At 71.5% G+C, this 17,281-nt stretch carries 13 protein-coding genes; 6 read left to right on the top strand and 7 right to left on the bottom strand.

Translation table 11 applies throughout. The features are described from left to right. Positions 1-20 precede the first annotated feature (20 nt). From SFY69_07055 to SFY69_07045, 3 genes are all read right to left on the bottom strand, one after another. Complete coding sequence (locus SFY69_07055) at positions 21-941, bottom strand: DUF4198 domain-containing protein (protein ID MDX2131792.1); 921 nt, start codon at positions 939-941, stop codon at positions 21-23. Positions 942-1,040: 99 nt separating this feature from the next. Next, positions 1,041-1,640, bottom strand: a complete 600-nt coding sequence (locus SFY69_07050; protein ID MDX2131791.1) for a hypothetical protein — start codon at positions 1,638-1,640, stop codon at positions 1,041-1,043. Positions 1,641-1,744: 104 nt separating this feature from the next. Continuing rightward, positions 1,745-3,547: a glutamine--tRNA ligase/YqeY domain fusion protein gene (locus tag SFY69_07045; protein MDX2131790.1), complete on the bottom strand. Its 1,803-nt coding sequence runs from the start codon at positions 3,545-3,547 to the stop codon at positions 1,745-1,747. A 197-nt stretch (positions 3,548-3,744) separates the two neighbouring features. On the opposite strand from SFY69_07045, the gene SFY69_07040 reads away from it, so the two are divergent. Further along, positions 3,745-4,617: a hypothetical protein gene (locus tag SFY69_07040; GenBank protein MDX2131789.1), complete on the top strand. Its 873-nt coding sequence runs from the start codon at positions 3,745-3,747 to the stop codon at positions 4,615-4,617. 16 nt (positions 4,618-4,633) lie between these two features. On the opposite strand, the gene SFY69_07035 is transcribed toward SFY69_07040, so the two are convergent. Together SFY69_07035 and SFY69_07030 are read right to left on the bottom strand one after the other, a co-directional pair. After that, positions 4,634-5,470, bottom strand: coding sequence for a hypothetical protein (locus SFY69_07035; protein MDX2131788.1), 837 nt, complete (start codon positions 5,468-5,470; stop codon positions 4,634-4,636). Between the two features lie 63 nt (positions 5,471-5,533). Then, complete coding sequence (locus tag SFY69_07030) at positions 5,534-8,146, bottom strand: alkaline phosphatase family protein (protein MDX2131787.1); 2,613 nt, start codon at positions 8,144-8,146, stop codon at positions 5,534-5,536. A gap of 163 nt (positions 8,147-8,309) precedes the next feature. Here SFY69_07030 and SFY69_07025 point away from each other — a divergent pair, with 163 nt between their 5' ends. Then, positions 8,310-9,509 (top strand): alpha/beta hydrolase, encoded by a 1,200-nt coding sequence (locus SFY69_07025; GenBank protein MDX2131786.1) that lies wholly within the window; start codon positions 8,310-8,312, stop codon positions 9,507-9,509. Between the two features lie 20 nt (positions 9,510-9,529). Here the strand turns inward: SFY69_07025 and gltX are convergent, their stop codons facing one another. Next, entirely contained in the window at positions 9,530-11,278 is a 1,749-nt protein-coding gene (gene gltX / locus SFY69_07020; protein ID MDX2131785.1) for a glutamate--tRNA ligase, read from the bottom strand. A 231-nt stretch (positions 11,279-11,509) separates the two neighbouring features. Between gltX and fusA the strand changes: the two genes are divergently transcribed. Together fusA and SFY69_07010 are read left to right on the top strand one after the other, a co-directional pair. Then, on the top strand, positions 11,510-13,585 hold the full coding sequence (gene fusA / locus SFY69_07015; protein ID MDX2131784.1) for an elongation factor G: 2,076 nt from the start codon (positions 11,510-11,512) through the stop codon (positions 13,583-13,585). A gap of 123 nt (positions 13,586-13,708) precedes the next feature. Then, positions 13,709-14,080: a hypothetical protein gene (locus tag SFY69_07010; protein MDX2131783.1), complete on the top strand. Its 372-nt coding sequence runs from the start codon at positions 13,709-13,711 to the stop codon at positions 14,078-14,080. Here the strand turns inward: SFY69_07010 and SFY69_07005 are convergent. Further along, positions 14,070-15,182 (bottom strand): putative sulfate exporter family transporter, encoded by a 1,113-nt coding sequence (locus SFY69_07005; protein MDX2131782.1) that lies wholly within the window; start codon positions 15,180-15,182, stop codon positions 14,070-14,072. The two genes, SFY69_07010 and SFY69_07005, sit on opposite strands and share 11 nt — an antisense overlap. 139 nt (positions 15,183-15,321) lie before the next feature. Between SFY69_07005 and SFY69_07000 the strand changes: the two genes are divergently transcribed. Next, positions 15,322-16,548 carry an aminotransferase class V-fold PLP-dependent enzyme gene (locus SFY69_07000; protein MDX2131781.1) on the top strand — a complete coding sequence of 409 codons (1,227 nt, stop codon included), beginning with the start codon at positions 15,322-15,324 and terminating at the stop codon, positions 16,546-16,548. 73 nt (positions 16,549-16,621) lie between these two features. After that, positions 16,622-17,218 carry a cysteine dioxygenase family protein gene (locus tag SFY69_06995; protein ID MDX2131780.1) on the top strand — a complete coding sequence of 199 codons (597 nt, stop codon included), beginning with the start codon at positions 16,622-16,624 and terminating at the stop codon, positions 17,216-17,218. The last annotated feature ends 63 nt before the right edge of the window (positions 17,219-17,281 follow it).

The raw sequence follows: 17,281 nt of genomic DNA, 5'->3' as shown, positions 1-17,281 counted from the left end.
GAGCGGAGTGTAGGAGAGGGCTACTTCGCGCCGGGCGCGGGCCCTGGTGACGGTGTCGGCGCGGGTGCGGGTGCAGGCGTGGCTGCTTCGGGCGCGGGCGCCACCTCGAACGTGAGCGACGCCCACCGGCTGACCCAGTCGACGCCGGGCGCGGCGGGCTGATCGGCGCCGCCCGCTGCACGCGGGGTGCTCCGCTGCATCGAGACGCAGGTCAGCATGTACACGCCGGGGTGAACGATCGGCAGCGTCGCAACGCCCTTCGCATCGGTGCGGGAAGAGACGGGGTTGGTCGGATCGGCCTCGCGACGCAGCACGACCTTCGCGTGCGCCAGCGGCGCGTCGTCGCGCAGCACGCGGACGCCGAGGGACTGTCCCGGGCGCAGGGCGGCGGGATTGGCCAGCGGCATGATCTCGAACGCGGGCAGGCGGCGGGCGTCCCACGGGCCGTGCGTGACGTCCCCGACGACGACCAGGCTCTTGGCGTGGCGCGAGTACGCCTCGCGGGCGGGCGCTTCGGCTTCCCCGGCCTTGGTGCGCTCGTCGATCACGTGCTCGAGCCCTTCCTCGCGGAGGTACTCGTGGAACTTGGGCGCTTCGAGCGTGATGAACGCGTCGTGCCCCTCGTACGCGATGACGTGCAGGCCGGGCGACTTTGGTACGAACGAGCCCGCGGGGTCTTCGCCCTCGGGGGCGGCGATCGGCGCGGGCGGGCCGCCAGACGGCGGGCCAGACGACAGGCCGATGACGGTGAACGACTTGACGCGTGCGGCGGCGAAGGGCCGGGGATCGCCCTTCATCTCCATGCCGACAAAGAGGCGCACGTCGACTCGCTCACCGACACCCACGCGGAACGCGCCGGGGCGGATCCAGAAGTCGTGGGCGAGCGCGATCCCCGAGAGCACGAGGACAACGCCGACGATCGCGAGGCGGGAAAGTCGCATGCGGGCTCCGATCGGCGCGGGCGGAGGCGGCGGCAGGGAGGCCAATGCCGTGGAGTCCACTGCCGCGGAATCCAGTGCAGCGGAGTCCAGTGCCGCCGGTCAGACGCGCCGGCGCCGAGCATACGCGAGCGTGCCCGCGAGCAGCGCGAGCGAGGCGCCCGGAGCGGGGGCGACGACGCCGTCGATGCGCATGGTCATGGTCTGGTTCTGCACGATGTAGGTGCCCGCGGTGAGGCGCCGGGTGACGGCGCGGTTGGCGGGGTCGGACATCTGCGAGGCGTACCACGCGCCGAGGTAGCCGGGGCTGTTGGGGGCGAAGCCGAAGTAGTACCGCCCCTGGGGAAGGGTGACGTTGATGAACGGGATGGTGCTCAGCGACTGCGAGTTCTGGAAGAACGCGGTGCGCGTGCCGATGGGGTTCGCGAAGTCGGGCGTGGACGGCGCGAGTTCGGCGTAGAACGCGAGCGAAGCGCCCTGGTTGGCGGGGTCGGAGTCGCGCCCGCCGAAGAGGGTGACGGTGTCGATGATCCAGCCCTGCGGGTCGGTGACGGTGAAGGGCTGGAACGCGGCGAACCCGCCGAACTGGTCGGCCGTGCCGGCGATGGTGAGGCCGGTGGAGCCGGGCACGGTGCCGTAGTCGACGAGGACGGCGGCGTGGGCGGGAGCGGCGAGCAGCAACGCGGCGACAACGGTGCGCATGGAGTGTCTCCTTGGTTCAAGAAGAACGTGAGGGCGGATGCGCCGGTGGCAAGGACAATTCACGGGCTTTGCGCAGTTCCAACACGCCGGGCGGGCGGGGTTCGTCAGTCCTTGGCCCCGGCCTTTGCCCAACTGTCCTTGAGCGTGACCGTGCGGTTGAAGACCAGGGCCCCGGACGCCGACGTGCGGTCGACGCAGAAGTAGCCCAGACGCTCGAACTGGAACGTGTCACCCGGTGCGGCGGCGGCGAGCGCCGGGTCGACGTAGGCCCGCACGGTCTCGAGCGAGTGCGGGTTCAGGTCGTCGGCGTGGTTGCCGGTCCGCTCGCCCGGGTGCTCGGCGGTGAAGAGGCGGTCGAACAGGCGGACGGTGGCGGGCACGGCGTGTGCCGCCGACACCCAGTGGATCGTGCCCTTCACCTTGCGGGAGGGCTGCCCGTCGGGCCCCGGGGGGGCGTCCCCGCCGCGGGTCGCGGGGTCGTAGGTGCAGCGCACGCCGGTGACCTCGCCCGCGGCGTTCTTCTCCACGCCCGTGCACGTGACGAAGTACCCCCAGCGCAGGCGGACTTCCTGCCCGGGCGCGAGGCGGAAGAACTTCTTCGCGGGCGTCTCCATGAAGTCGTCACGCTCGATGTACAACTCGCCCGAGAACGGGACCCGGCGCTTGGCGCTCGGCACGCCCCGCGCGTCGTCCTCGGGGTTCACCACGTAGTCCATGTGCTCGACGTGCCCGGCGGGCCAGTTCTCGATCGTGAGGCGCAGCGGACGCAGCACGGCCATGGCGCGCGGCGCGGTGCGGTTCAGGTGGTCGCGCACGGCGTTCTCGAGCCGCCCGATGTCGATGAAGCTCTCGACCTTGGTGACGCCCACGTCCTCGCAGAAGTCGCGGATCGCTCGCGCCGGGATGCCCCGCCGGCGCAGGCCCGCGATCGTCGGCATGCGCGGGTCGTCCCAGCCTTCCACCACGTTGTCCTGCACCAGCTTCAGCAGGTTGCGCTTGCTCAGGATCGTGTACGTGGGGCGCAGCTTGGCGAACTCGATCTGCTGGGCGTGGTGGATGGGCGGAGCGCCGCGGGCGGCCCGGGCCGCGTTGATCGAGTCGATGTACCAGTCGTACAGCGGGCGGTGATCCTCGAACTCCAGCGTGCAGATGGAGTGCGTGATGCCCTCGATCGAGTCCTCCAGCCCGTGCGCCCAGTCGTACATGGGGTAGATGCACCAGGCGTCGCCCGTGTTGTGGTGGTGCTCGTGCAGGATGCGGTACATCACCGGGTCGCGCAGGTTGAAGTTCGGGCTCGCGAGGTCGATCTTCGCACGGAGGGTCATGCTCCCGTCGGGGTGCGTGCCGGCACGCATCTCGGCGAACAGACGCAGGCTCTCCTCGGCGGGGCGATCGCGGAACGGGCTGGTCGCGGGCACGCCCACCGAGCCCCGGCGCTTGCTGACCTCCTCGGCCGAGAGCTCGCAGACGTAGGCCTTGCCCGCGCGGATGAGTTCGACGGCGTGCTCGTACATCCGCTCGAAGTAGTCGCTGGCGAAGAAGAGCCCGCCGGCGTGCGGGCCCGCGTCGTACGAGCCCGCGTCGAACGCGGACGTGAGCCAGCGGACGTCGTCCTGGATGCTGCGGACGTACTCGACCTCTTCCTTGGCGGGGTTCGTGTCGTCGAAGCGGAGGTTGAAGTGCCCCCGGTACTTCTGCGCGAGCCCGAAGTTGAGGCAGATGCTCTTGGCGTGCCCCATGTGGAGATACCCGTTGGGCTCGGGGGGAAAGCGGGTGTGGACCTTGGGCGTGCCGTCGGCGTGGGCGCCCCAGGCGCGGGCGGCGTTGTCGGCGGCGATGATCCCGTCGATGAAGTGGGGGGGTCGGTCGGTGGCTGAGTGGGGCGTGGGCGCGGGGGGCTCCGTCATGGCCGGAGAGGGTAGCGCGAGCCGGGCGAAGGCCGGGACGCGTGTATCGGGCGTGCGCCGGGGCGAGGAGCGCCGCGCGTCCGGGCTGTGCCGCGTGCGCAGGGGGTGATCGCGCCGTCATCGCGGGGGCGTGCCGGGGATCGGCCGGGGGGAAGGCCGATGCGTCTGCCGTTCTCTCCAGCGACGGAGGTGCGGGCATGGTGCGCGGAGTTCTGGGGGCCCTGGCCGGTGCGGGCGGCGGGGCGGCGGCGTGGGCGGCTGTGTCGTACTTCTTCGGGCTGGAAGCGGGGCTTCTGGCGTGGGGCCTGGGCATCCTCGCGGGCATCGGCATGGCCTGGGGCACCGAGGGCAAGGGCTCGCGGGGCGCGGGCGTGATGGCGGCCCTGGTCGCGGTGCTGGGCATCTTCGTCGGCAAGTTCGTCGGCGCGCATTTCATCGCGCAGGACTGGGCGCGCGAGATGACGTCCGCGATGGGGGAGGACTCGGGCCAGTTTGCGCTGCGCTTGCAGGTGGCGCAGGAGATGGAAGACGCCGGGCAGTACATGTCCGACGCGGAGGACGGGGAGATCTTCCCGCCCGAGGTCATCGCCGAGGCCGATCGGCGCTGGCGGAGCCTCTCGCCCGACGAGCAGGCCGCCCTGTCGGCGGAACAGCAGCCCGCCGCCGAGACGATGGAGAGCGGCGTCTCGATCGTCGCCACCGTGATCGTCTTCATTCTCAGTTTCGGCTTCTTCGACATCCTCTGGATCACGTTCGCCGTCGGCTCGGCGTACCGCTTGGGACGCATGAACTCCGCGGAGCGCGAGCACGCGGCCCAGATGGCGGCGGGCGGGGTCGATCTCGGCTCCAGCGGGCTGCCCGGCCTGGGGCCGCCCGTCCCCGAGCGGATGCATGTTCCCGCCGCACGACCCGAAGGCGCCGTCAGCGGGCCGCTCGCACGCGCCGAGGAGCGACCTGTCTCGCGCCACGTCCCGCGCTCGATCAAGGTCGAGGGCTTCACCGCGACCGGGCCCGTCGACACCGGCGAGACGGACGTCGGGGCACGCGGCTCGGATCGGCAGGCGGCGTAGCGGCCTCGGGCGCGGCCTACGCCTCCGTGCGTCCGGCGATGGCCACCACCCAGTCGTCGGCGCCGTCGGCGGTGAGTTCCGCGGGCGATCGCACCGGCCTGGCCGGCTGGTGCGGCGCGACGTTCAGGTCCTTGTAGACGTCGACCGAGACGAAGCCGGCTTCGAGCATCGCCTCGCGGATCTCGTGGACGCTCCACAGCCGCCAGCGGTACGTGAAGGCCCGGGGCAGTTCGCGGACGATCTCGCCGTCGACCTCGAACTGGAACGAGATGGAGTTCTCGACGATCCCCGTGATCGGGTCGGCGGACTCGTGCACCCAGATGTAGTGGATGATCCCGTGCCGTCGCGCCGGCTGCGTGCGCCGGAGCATCCCGGGCTTGTACGCCGACGCCCCGCCGTAGGTGTCGCACACGAACACCCCGCCCCCCAGCCCGGCGTTGCCCAGCGCCAGGCGCCGGCGCGAGGCCCGCAGGTACGCCAGCAGGTCGGCCCGACGGTGGATGTACCCGAGCGAGAAGTTGCCCACGAACACGATGTCGCACCCGTCGGTGGTCTCGATCTGCGTGTGGACGGCGTCGGCGCGGCGGAACTCGATGGCGTCTTCGACACCGGCCGCCCGCGCGCCGTCGGCCGCCCGGGCCAGCGCGTCGGCGTCGACGTCGACCCCGGTCGCGCGCCAGACTTCGCCGGCCTTGAGCCCTTCGAGGATCCAGCGGCGGGAGAGCGCCGCCGAGCCGCAGAAGTCCTCGCGCAGCACCGTCGCGCGTTGCCCGTGGACGGCGCGCAAGAACGTCACCAGGGTGCCCGGTGACTGGACGCACAACTCGTAACACTCGAACGGATCGGGCGCCACGGGGCCAATTTCTACGCACCGTCCCGTCGGATGTCTGCGCCATACCGGGCAGACAGCGGGCGGCTAGTCCTCGTCGGCGGCCCCGGGCTGGTCTTCGTGCTCGTCCTCGTCTTCGGCGCCCCCGAAGGTGAGGCCCAGGGCCGGCAGGCCCGTGCCGTGGGCGCCCGCGAGGGCCTCGGGGTACGGGGCGTGCTCGCCCTTGGCGTCGTGCCACAGGATGCGGTTGAGCGTGTCCTCGTCGCAGGCGTCGGGCTTGCCGAGCTCGAGGCGGGCGCTGATCTCGGCGAACTCGCGCATCCGGGGCGAGAGGGTGGCCTTCTTGGGGTTCATCTCGCAGAGCGGGACGGTGTTCTCGCGCACGCGGTAGGGCGCGAGGTCGGCGACGGGCACGAAGCAGTCGGTCATGACGTTCGACGCCGCCACGAGCTGGTTCGCCGGCGCCAGGCCCAGGATGCGCTGGATCGTGTGGTACACCGACGACTGGTTGTAGAAGGTGCTGATGACCTTGCCCTGCTGGCGCGAGTACGGGCTGACGACCAGGCAGAGCGAGCGGTGCCCGTCGACGTGGTCGAACCCGTCCTGCGGGTCGTCCTCGTTGATGAAGATCGCCATCGCGGGCCAGAAGCGCGACTTCGAGAGCCCCTCGACGATCCGCCCCATCGCGAGGTCGTTGTCGGCGACGAGCGAGCGCGGGGTGGGGTTGCCCTCGCCCGTGCCCGACGTGTGGTCGTTGGGCAGGTAGATGAACACGAGGTTGGGGAACATGCCCTTCTTCTCGAACTCGGCGAGCTCGGTCAGGAAGATCTCGGCGCGGTAGACGTCGGGGATGTCCATGTTCCAGCCGGGATAGTCCGGGTGCGAGTACGTGCGGAGGTTCGCGATGCCGATGTTGTGCTCGATGCGGATCTTGCCGGTCTTCTCCTGCCAGTCCTTGTAGAAGACGTCGTACCCGACGTCGGGCTTCTCGTTGGCGTAGTCGAACTCGCCGTAGTTGCGGAACGAGAGCCCCGCCGCGAGCACGTGGTCCCACAGGAACCCCGACGAGGAGTACGTGAGCGGGTCGTCGCCGAAGGTGTACGAGCGGGTGAACCCGCCGAAGGAGCGTTCGAGGTACGGGGTGACGTTGCCCTCGGTCGCCCAGGAGTGCCCGTCGGCGGAGAGCACGCCGTTGCAGTAGTAGTTGTCGAGCAGCACGAACTCGTCGGCGAGCGCGTGGTGGTTGGGGGTCACGGTGCGCCCGTAGATGCACAGGCTCGGCTCGCTGTTGCCCCGCCCGATGGCGCCGAAGACCTGGTCGTACGTGCGGTTCTCCTTGAGGATGTACACGCAGTGTTGGATCGGGCTGGGGTCGCCCACGCGGGCGGGCACCGGCGCGGGCGGGGTCTCCGCCGCGTTCGCGGCCCGCTGCTGCGCCAGCAGCGCCTGGGGCACCAGCGCGTCGGCCTTCACCTGGTCGGTCATGCTCGCCAGGGCGTCCGCGTCGGGCAGCGAGACCCGCTGCACCGACCCGCGGTGGTTGTGGCTGTTCAGCCCGTTGCGGTTCTTCTGCTGCGTGCGCGAGCCCACGCCCTTCACGTTCCCCACCACCAGGTGCCGCTCGTGCACCGCCAGGTTGCCGGGGAACCAGCCCGTCGGGATGAACCCGCGCACGCCGAGCGACGCGCCGTCGATCACGGCGACGGCGTTGTTGCCCCCCAGCGCCACCAGCACCGTGGCGCCGTCGTCCGCCAGCGCCACGCCGTGCGGCATGCTGCCGAAGGGCAGCGACGCGTCGGGCTTCACGTTCACCGTGTGCGCGACGGTGCGGGCCTTCGTGTCGATCACGCTCAGCGTGTCGTCGTTCGCGTTCGCGACGTAGACCCGCCCCGCGTCGGGCGACATGGCGATCGCGCAGGGCGAGCGGCCCGTGTCGATGAACGTGCCCATCTCGCCCTTCGCGAGCGACACCACCGCGACGCCCCCGCCCGAGGCGATGCCCCGCGCGTCGACCGCCACGGGCGTGCCCGCGCTGGGGGCGGTCGCCTGCCCCTCGGCAGGCCGCCGCCCGCCCCAGCACGTGACATACGCCTCGGAAGCGTCGGGCGTCAGCACCACGCCGTACGGCGCGACGCCGACCGGGATCTCGCGCTCGACGCGCCCGGTGGTCAGGTCCACCTCGGCCAGGGTGTTGTTGACCGAGAGGCAGACGTAGGCCTTGGCGTCGGAAGGGCCCAGCGCGATCCCGCACGGGAAGCTGCTGCCCTTGCCCCCGGGCCCGGGGAGCTTGATGCGCCGGGCGACCTTGTACGTCCCGTCGTCGGCGCGGGTGAGTTCGACGAGTTCGTCCTTGGCGGTGGTGGTGTAGACCGCGGCGTCGGACGCGCGGACGGCGAGGCCCACCATCGACGCCCCGCCGCACGAGATGTTCTGGAGTTCCTTCCACGTGGCGGCGTCGAGCACGAGGACCCCGCCGTTGTGCTTGGCGAAGACGCGCGAGCCGTCGGGCGAGAAGGCGACGTCGACCGGGCGGGCCGCGAACTCGACGGTGTCGCCCGCGGGACGGACGAGCTGGTTGGTGGGGACGATGGTGCCCCCGCCGGCGGCCGGGCCGACCAGCGTCTGCGCGAGGGCGGCGGACGCGGCGAGACACGTGGCGACGACGGCGACGCGGACGGGGAACGGGCGGGTGCGGGTCATGGAGGGGCTCCGAAAGGCGCATTGTGCCGCGGCGCGGTGCGTCGTGCAGGCGGCGGGCGTCGCCTTTGCGAGAAAGTTGTGTGAAGGACGGTGCGCCCTGCGCGTGATTTGACAGGCGGGGCGCGGGGCGGGCAGCATGGCGCCGGGCGCAGGGGACACGCACATGGCACGGCACTGGATCATCACCAACCGCGAGGTGGGGCGCAAGCGCGAGAACGGGCATTTCGTGGAGCGCGTGACCGACGACCGGCGCGAGCCGCTGCCGGTCTTCCGCATCGGCCAGCTCGACCTGTCGACCGGCGCGACGCCGACGATCGACGAGATGCACCGCGCGGTGGAACTGGTCGAGGACGACTTCGTGCAGGGGTACGACGCGCTGGCGCCCGACGAGAACCCCGAGCGGCTCGCCGGCAGCGCCCGCCTGTTCCTGTCGCTGTATCAGCAGATGACCGCGCCGGCGGACCCCAAGAAGGGCGACACTCTGTTCTTCCTGCACGGGTTCAACTACTCGTGGGAGGACGCGCTCGAGCACCTGCTGCGCCTGCACCGGGTGTACGTCGAGCCCCCGGAGAGCCCGATCGGGCAGATCCTGTACTTCACCTGGCCCAGCTACGGCAGTTCGTTCCGCTACCCGTCGGACCAGAAGATCGCGCAGCCCAGCGGCACGCTGCTCGGGCGCGTCTTCGGCAAGGCGGTGCGGTTCTACCAGGATTTCTTCCGCCCGCGCGACGGGCAGCCGGCGTTCTGCGGGCGCAAGATCCACTTCGCCGCCCACTCGATGGGCAACCAGGTCGCGCAGGAGTTCATCCGCTCGATCTGGGACTACGAGTACCTGCGCATGCCCATGTTCGGCGAGGTGCTGCTGCTCAACGCGGACCTCGAGTGGACCGGGCTCGAGAAGGACCGACCGCTGCACGACCTGCCCGAGTACTGCACGCGCATCCACGTCTACAACCACACCGGCGACAACGCGCTGGGCGTGTCGGAATCAACGAAGAACGACGGGAAGCGCCTGGGCAAGTACGGCCCGCGCGACATCGACGCCACGCCGCCCCGCCTGGTCGTCGCCGATTGCTCGTCGCTCGACGGGAGCGTGACGCTGACGCCCGGGGGCGACCCCGACCAGTGGGCGGCGGTGCAGGCGCTCGCGCGAGCCGATGGCAGGCCGTTTCTCGCGACCGCCGAGCGGATCACGCGTCTCGTGGGCTCGCGCGAGCGGCTGTTTGACCACTGGGGGTACCTGCACCGCCCGGAGGTCGTCGCGGACATCTACAAGGTGCTGCGGGGCGTGTCGTCGTCGCACATCTCCACGCGCGAGCAGATGCGTGACCGGCTCTTCCGCCTGAAGCCCATCGCGAGGTAGGGGGGAATCTCGTGCTTCGGTCACGCGATCGTCGCGAGGCAGCGGTCGAGGCGCGCGAGCGCCGAGGCGCGCCCAAGAATCGCCAGCGTCTCGCCGATGCCGGGCGTCACCGGCACGCCGGCGACCGCGACCCGGATCGCCTGCGCGATGGGCCCGGGGTTGGCCAGGCCGTGTTCGGCGACCAACGCCTGGACGATCGCGTCGACCGCCGCGGGCTCGAGGGCGCCGGCGGCGGGCAGGGCCGCCAGACGCTCGCGGAACTCGCGCACGAGCGCGAGCCCGCGTGCGGCGTCGGCTTTCAGGTGCTTCTCGACCGCCGCGGCGTCGAACCCGTACCCGTCGTCGGCGATCATCGCGAAGCGTGACGACGCGACGGCGTCGCGGAAGGTCTTGGCGCGGGGCTTCACGGTGCGCGCCAGCAGCGCGAACGACACGCGGTCGCGCGCGAGCCGCGCGTGTGCGGCGGGATCACACTCGGCGAGCCACGCGCCCCAGCGGCGGGCGAACTCGTCGTCGGGCAACGCCGCCAGATAGGTCGCGTTGAACGACAGCAGCTTGGCGCGATCGAACTTGGCGTTCGTGCGCCCGATGCGCTCCAGCGAGAAGTTCGCCGCGAGGAACGCGAGGTCGAACTTCTCGAGGTCCTTCCCGTCGGGCGTCTTGAGCCCGGGGTTCCAGCCGAGGAGCGCCAGGAAGTTGCAGATGGCCTCGGGCGCGTAGCCGGCCTCGCGGAAGTCGGCGACCTCGATCTCCGGGAGCGCCACGCCCAGGCGCTTGCCGATCCGCTCGGCGATGTCGAGCGCGTCGTTCGCCGCGTCGGCGAAGTCGCGCAGCAGGGCGGCGTCCACGCCGATCTCGGCGCCGAGCGCGTCCAGGGACGGGACGGCGTTCTTGGCGAGCGCGTCCTTCAGGGCCTTGCGGGCCGCCTTCGCCTTGTCGCGCTTGCTCATCTTCGAGCCGTCGGCGTTGAAGATGAGCGGCAGATGCGCGTAGGCCGGCGCGGGGTAGCCAAGCGCCCGCTGGAGCGCGACGTGGCGGGGCGTGTTCGCCAGGTGCTCCTGGGCGCGCAGGACGTGCGTGACGCCCATCGCGTGGTCGTCGACGACGACCGCGAAGTGGTACGTGGGCAGGCCGTCGCCCTTGCGCAGCACGAAGTCGTCGAGCTCGCCCGGCGCGATCCGCACGTCGCCGAGCACCTGGTCGTGCACCACGATCTCCTCGTGCGGGGCCGCGAACCGCACGACGTGCGACTCGCCGTTGCAGGCCCTCGCCCAGCGGGCTTCGAGCGCGTCGTTGAACACGCCGTACGCGATCTCCGCGGGCCTGGCGTAGCGGTAGGTCTGCTTGGCGGCGACGGCGGCCTTGCGCTGGGCCTCGATCTCGTCGCCCCGCTCGAACGCCGGGTACGCGCGCCCGGCGCGCACGAGCTGCTCGATGGCGCGGTTGTAGATGGCGGTGCGCCGGGCCTGGAAGTACCCGCCCTCGATGGCGCGGGCGTTCGCCCCGACGACGCGCCCGTCGGGCAGCGGGAGCGCCGGGCCGTCGTCCCATTCCAGCCCCAGCCAGGCGAGGTCTTCCATGATGCCCCGGGCGGATTCATCGCTGGACCGGGCGGCGTCGGTGTCCTCGATGCGGAGCATGAACCGCCCGCCCGCGCGCTTCGCGAACGCCCAGCAGAACATGGCGGTGCGGGCGCCGCCCACGTGCAGGTGCCCGGTCGGGCTGGGGGCGAAACGGGTGACGACGCCGGAGGGCGGTGCGGAACTCATGGGAGGGGAGCGTACTCGCGCCGGGTGCGCCCGCGCCGGGTGCGCCCCCCGCCGCCCGGGCCCGCGATGCGGCGGGGCGGTGTTCGCGCTCTGCCCGGTGTCGGGCGGGCCCTCGCGACGCTTCGATCTCGCCACGGGGCAACACATCCTTTACACTTGCGCAGGCCCGGGGCAGGGCGTGCCGTCTCCGGGCGCAACTTCCACATCTCGCCACCGGCGGAGGAACATCCCATGCCCACCCGATCTCCGGTCGACATCCGCAACGTCGTTCTGTGCGGCGGGGGCGGCAGCGGCAAGACGTCCCTGGCCGAACGCCTGCTCTTCGCCTCGGGCGCCACCCGGCGGCTGGGCACCATCCCCGAGGGCAACACGGTCAGCGACTTCACCGACGAGGAGAAGCATCACAAGCACTCGCTGCACCCGGCGCTCCTGCACTTCGAGTACGAGGGGCACCTGGTGAACCTCATCGACACCCCGGGCCTGGGCGATTTCATCGGGCACGCCATCGCGTGCTTCCCGGCGTGCGAGACCGTCGCGGTCGTCGTCGACCCCGCCAAGGGCATCGACAGCGTGATGCGCCGGCTGATGGGCGTGGCGGAGGAACGCCGCATCCCCCGGATGATCGTCGTGAACAAGATCGACGAGACCTCGCCCGAACGCCTGGAGGAACTGGTCGACCAGCTCCGCGCCACGTTCGGGGGCGTCTGCCTGCCGATCAACGTTCCCACGGCGGGCGGCACGAAGGTCATCAACGTCTTCGAGCACGACGGGGGCGACAGCGCGGGCGATCAGACGGACTTCTCCTCGGTGCACGAGGCGCACAAGCGGATCGTCGAGCAGGTCATCGAGGTCGACGACGAGCTGACCATGCAGTACCTGGAGGTGGGCGACGGGAAGTTCGACCCCGAGAAACTGCACGCCGCGTTCGAGAAAGCGCTCGAGGAGGCGCACCTCATCCCGATCTGCTTTGTGTCGGCGAAGACCGGCGCGGGCGTGGACGACCTCATGCACGTCTTCGCCAGCCTGTGCCCCAGCCCGCTCGAGGTGATCCCGCCCGAGTTCGTGACGCGCCAGCCCGACGGCACGGACGCGGACTGGCGGGCCCAGCCCGACCCGAACGCGAAGGTGCTGGCGCACGTCTTCCGCGTGAGCAACGACCCGTTCCTGGGCAAGATCGGTGTCTTCCGGGTGTGGCAGGGGACCGTGAAGTCCAAGGCCGATCTCATCATCGACGACCACAAGAAGCCGATCCGCATCGGGCACCTGTTCCTCATGCAGGGCAAGGAGCACGTGGAGGTGCACGAGGTGGGGCCCGGCGCGATCGCGGCGGCGGCCAAGATCGACGAGCTGCGCTTCAACAGCGTGCTGCACGACAGCCACGAGCTCGACAGCGTGCATCTGCGGCCGCTGCCCCTGCCCAAGCCCATGTTCGGGCTGGCGGTGGAGCTCAAGAACCACGCGGACGAGACGAAGTTCTCGAACGCGGCCCACAAACTCATGGCCGAGGACCCGTGCTTCCACGTCGAGCGGATCGCGGCGACGCACCAGACGGTGATGCGGGGATTGGGCGATCTGCACCTGCGCGTGATCATCGAGCGGTTCAAGGCGATGGGCATCGAGCTCGTCACGACGACGCCGAAGGTCGCGTACAAGGAGACCATCACGGCGCAGGCCGAGGGACACCATCGGCACAAGAAGCAGACGGGCGGGGCCGGGCAGTTCGGCGAGGTCTACCTGCGGGTCGAGCCGCTGGCGCCCGACCACCCGACGGGGTTCGAGTTCGTCGACGACACGGTGGGGGGCTCGATCCCGCGCCAGTTCATGCCGGCGGTGGAGAAGGGCGTGCGCCAGACGCTGACCGACGGCGCGATCGCGGGGTACCCGATGACGGGCATCTGCGTGCGGGTGTACGACGGGAAGTACCACGCGGTGGACAGCAAGGAAATCGCGTTCATGACCGCGGGCAAGCGCGCCTTCATCGACGCGGTGCAGAAGGCTCGCCCCGTGCTCATGGAGCCGTACGTGAACCTCGAGATCAGCGCCCCCGCCCGGTACATGGGCGACATCGCCGGGCACCTGTCCACCAAGCGGGGCAGGGTCCAGAGCAGCGAGGTCGTCGCGGGCGACGTGTGCGTCGTGCGGGCCCAGGCCCCGCTGGGCGAACTGCAGAACTACAGCAACGAACTCAAGAGCATGACCGGCGGCGCCGGGTCGTTCGCCATGGACTACAGCCACGACGAACGCACGCCCCCCCAGGTGCAGCAGGCCGTCGTCGCGGCGTACAAGCCCCGGCACGACGAGGAATAGCCCCGCCGCGCTTATCGGGTGCGCCGGCCGCTCGGCGCACGTCCGGTCACGCGCGCCCGTGTCTCTCCGCCGGTGCTTCGGGTTGCCAGACGCGCACGCGCGTCTACAGTCTCCCCGCGACGCATGGACGCTTCCGCCACCCCAGCCCCGCTTCCGTTTGGCTCGCCCCGCGCCCCCGCGGCCCGGGCGGCGTCGCCGCACACGCCCCAGGCGCACGCCCCGGCCGGCTCGATCGGCGCTCGCGCCGCGGTGGTGCAGGACACCGTCGACCTCGCGAACGCGCCCGTCGCCGGGCGCGCCCGCGCGGTGCGCGAGAAAGTCGCCCCGCTGCTCGCGGCCCGGGTGCAGCCCGGCGTGAGTTTCGGGGGCGGGCCCCGAGCGCCCGAAGCCCCGCTGGCGCTCTACACCAGGCCGGCCGACGCCAACGCCGCCGCCCTCCGCCACGCCGCGAACGCCCGCGTGCACGCCGGCTCGAACCTCGACGTCACGGCGTAGTCGCCGCCGACTCGCCCGGCTCGTCCGTGTGGTCCGTGTCGGGCGAGAGCCACACCACCGCGCCCAGCGACGCAGCGGCAACGATCACCCACAAGACCGCGGCCTGCGCGCCCGCCCGCCAGCCGACGCTCCGCAACGCCGCCCGCGAGAGCCCCGCGCCGATCAAAAAGAGCGCCGCCTGGAACCCCACGCCCGAGACGCTCTTGACCTCCGACTCGATCGACGCGAGCGCCGGCACGAATGTCCGCACCGCGCTCGCCGCCACGAACAGCAGGATGAACCACGGGAAGGGTGACTTGGGGTTGCCCGGGGCGCCGTCGCGCAGCAGGCGTCCGGCGACGAGCGCGATGGGGAAGATCCAGACGACGCGCGTGAGTTTGACGATGTTCGCGGTGTCGAGCGCCGCCGGGCCGTACGACTTCGCCGCCCCGCCGACGGACGCGATGTCGTGCAGCGCTACGCCCGCCCACGCGCCGAACTGCACCTCGCTCAGGCCCAGCGCGTGCCCGATCGGGGGCAGCGTCCAGAGCCCGACCGCGTTGAGGATGAACACGGCGCCGGTCGCGACGGCCATGGACGACGAACTGGCGCCGATCGCCGAGCCGACCGCCGCGATCGCCGACCCGCCGCAGATCGCCGTGCCCGACGAGACCAGCACCGAGACCTGCGTCCCGCTGCGGAGCAGGCGTCCCAGCGCGAGCCCGAGCGCGAGCGTGCCGAGGATGGTGCCCACGGCGAGCGCGAAACCGTCCGCCGCGCCGCGTGCCAGTTCGCCCAGGTCCAGGCGCAGCCCCAGCAGCACGACACACGCCTGGATGAGGTGCTTCGAGACGATCTTGCCCTCGCGGGCGAACGCCGTCCAGCCGAGCAGTGCGAGCGCGATGCCGGCGACGAGGGCGAGGTCGGTGCGCCCCCACGGGCCCGCGACGCCGATCAGCGTCGCGATGAACACGATCCGCGTGGCGAGCGATGGTGCCGGGGAACTCTGCGGCCCGAGCGGCGCTCCGGCGCGGACGGGCGCGGCGTTCGCAACGTCAGCGCCCGCCCGGTCGGTGCTCGCGGGTGCGGGGCGTTCGCCCGGGATTGCGGGGGGTTCCGGCACGGGCCGCTACTCTACAGGCGTCGCGCCCCGTGCGACGGGCCCGGCGACAGACCGAGCGAGAGGACGTGCGGCGGACCTTCGGACAGGGCCACCGACCGCCGTCGCCGCAGGTTCCCCGGCTTCGGAGATTCCCCGCGTCATGAAACTCCCTGCCCCCTCGCCGCTGTTCGAGCATTGGTCGCTCTCGCCCGAGCGGGTCTTTCTGAACCACGGCTCGTTCGGCGCGACTCCCCGCGTGGTGCAGCAGGCGCAGGCCCGCCTGCGCGCCGAGCTCGAGGACGAGCCCGTCCGGTTCTTTGTCGAGCGCCACTGGGGCGAGATGGACCGCGCCCGGGCGGCCCTCGCGTCGTTCGTCCGCTGCCGGCCGGACGACCTCGCGCTCATCCCCAACGCGTCGATCGGGGTCGCGACGGTGCTGGCGAACCTGCGTCTCTCGCCCGGCGACGAGATCCTGATCAACGCGCACGAGTACCCCGCGTGCCAGAACGCCGTCCGGCACGCCGGGGCGAAGGCCGGGGCCCGCGTCACGCTCGCCGACGTGCCCTTCCCGATCCGCGACCCCGCGCAGGTCGTGGACGCGTACCTGCGCGCCCGCACGCCCCGCACGCGCCTCGCGCTCGTCAGCCATGTCACGAGCCCCACCGGGCTCGTGCTGCCGGTGGAGCAGGTGGTGCCCGCGCTGCAGGAACACGGCGTCGACGTGCTCGTGGACGGCGCCCACGCGCCGGGCATGGTGGCGTCGCTCGACCTGGGGACGCTCCGCCCCGCGTACTACACCGCCAACTGCCACAAGTGGATCTGCTCGCCCAAGGGCTCGGCGATGCTGTACGTGCGGGACGATCGACGCGAGGGGTTCCGCCCGCTGGCGCTGTCCAATAACGCGGAGAAGCCCCGTGCCGACCGCTCGGTGTTCCACACCGAGTTCGACTACGTGGGCACGCAGGACTACACGGGTGTCTACTGCATCGCCGACGCCCTCGAGGCCGTCCCGCGCATCAGCGCCGACTGGCCCGTGCACATGGCCCGGAACCGGGCGCTGTGCCTGGAGGCCCGGGCGATGCTGTGCCGCGCGTGGGGCGTGGAGCCACCGGCCCCGGAATCGATGATCGGGTCGATCGCGACGATCATCCTGCCGGCGCACGATCCCGATCGCCGGGCGCGCCTCGCCGCCCGCCCCACCCGGTATCACGACGCCCTGCAAGACGCCCTGCTCGGGCGGCACGGGATCCAGGTGCCGGTCTGGGGGCTCGGCGGCGGGACGGACCGATTCCTGCGGATCAGCGCCCAGGCGTACAACAGCGCGGCCCAGTACGAGTACCTCGCCCACGCCGTGCGCGAGGAACTCGCCCGCGAACGGGAACTGTGACCCCGCGCCGTGCGGATTCCGGAAGGGGTGGGCAGGGCCCGCCGCTCGTGGTACCGTGTGCCGGGAGGCCGCTATGACGCAGGCAGACGCCGGTGTTGCTCCGTCGATGTGCCGCTGTTCGCACGGCGGGGAGACGTACGCCAAGCTCGGGGCGCTGGTGGAGTATCTCGATTCGCTCCGCGGGCGTGCCGACCTGGGCGTGCTGACGACGCTGCTGCAGGGCCTGGACGTCGGACGGCGCGACATCGCGCCGTCGTGCCTGTTCGGGCAGAAGGGGTACAAGCGCAACACGATCCGCAAGACCGAGTGGTACGAGCTGCTCGCGCTCTGCTGGCGTTCGGGAGATCGCACGCCGATCCACGACCACAAGGGCGTGTCGTGCGCCTTCCGCGTGGTCGAGGGCGTGGGCACCGAGATCCGCTTCGCGCCCACGCCCTCCGGGCTCATCTGCCCGGTGGAGACGATCGAGATGCGTCCGGGCTACGTCTGTGCCGCGGCCGACGCGGACATCCACGAGGTCGCCAACATGCAGGCCCCGGGGGAAGACCTGATCACGCTGCACATCTACTCGCCCCCGATCAAGCGCATGAACGTGTACGAGTTCACGCAGCCGGTGCCCGACACCTGCCGCGAGCAGTACGCCGACGCGACCGACGACATGCCCTGCTAGCGCGCGGGCGAGACTGGGGCGGCGCCCGCGCGCATGCCGATAGCACTACGCTCGTCCGGCGCC

The organism is Planctomycetota bacterium (genome assembly GCA_033763975.1).
Lineage (GTDB): Bacteria > Planctomycetota > Phycisphaerae > Phycisphaerales > UBA1924 > RI-211.
The sequence above is the reverse complement of the archived record's forward strand: the minus strand, read 5'-3'. Positions and strand labels throughout refer to the sequence as shown.

Bases quoted from the DNA above. Each gene is read 5' to 3' on its own strand.
- SFY69_07025 (MDX2131786.1), top strand. From the start codon at position 8,310: ATGGCACGGCACTGGATCATCACCAACCGCGAGGTGGGGCGCAAGCGC.
- SFY69_07030 (MDX2131787.1), bottom strand. From the start codon at position 8,146: ATGACCCGCACCCGCCCGTTCCCCGTCCGCGTCGCCGTCGTCGCCACG.
- gltX (MDX2131785.1), bottom strand. From the start codon at position 11,278: ATGAGTTCCGCACCGCCCTCCGGCGTCGTCACCCGTTTCGCCCCCAGC.
- fusA (MDX2131784.1), top strand. From the start codon at position 11,510: ATGCCCACCCGATCTCCGGTCGACATCCGCAACGTCGTTCTGTGCGGC.
- SFY69_07050 (MDX2131791.1), bottom strand. From the start codon at position 1,640: ATGCGCACCGTTGTCGCCGCGTTGCTGCTCGCCGCTCCCGCCCACGCC.
- SFY69_07045 (MDX2131790.1), bottom strand. From the start codon at position 3,547: ATGACGGAGCCCCCCGCGCCCACGCCCCACTCAGCCACCGACCGACCC.
- SFY69_06995 (MDX2131780.1), top strand. From the start codon at position 16,622: ATGACGCAGGCAGACGCCGGTGTTGCTCCGTCGATGTGCCGCTGTTCG.
- SFY69_07010 (MDX2131783.1), top strand. From the start codon at position 13,709: ATGGACGCTTCCGCCACCCCAGCCCCGCTTCCGTTTGGCTCGCCCCGC.
- SFY69_07040 (MDX2131789.1), top strand. From the start codon at position 3,745: ATGGTGCGCGGAGTTCTGGGGGCCCTGGCCGGTGCGGGCGGCGGGGCG.
- SFY69_07000 (MDX2131781.1), top strand. From the start codon at position 15,322: ATGAAACTCCCTGCCCCCTCGCCGCTGTTCGAGCATTGGTCGCTCTCG.
- SFY69_07055 (MDX2131792.1), bottom strand. From the start codon at position 941: ATGCGACTTTCCCGCCTCGCGATCGTCGGCGTTGTCCTCGTGCTCTCG.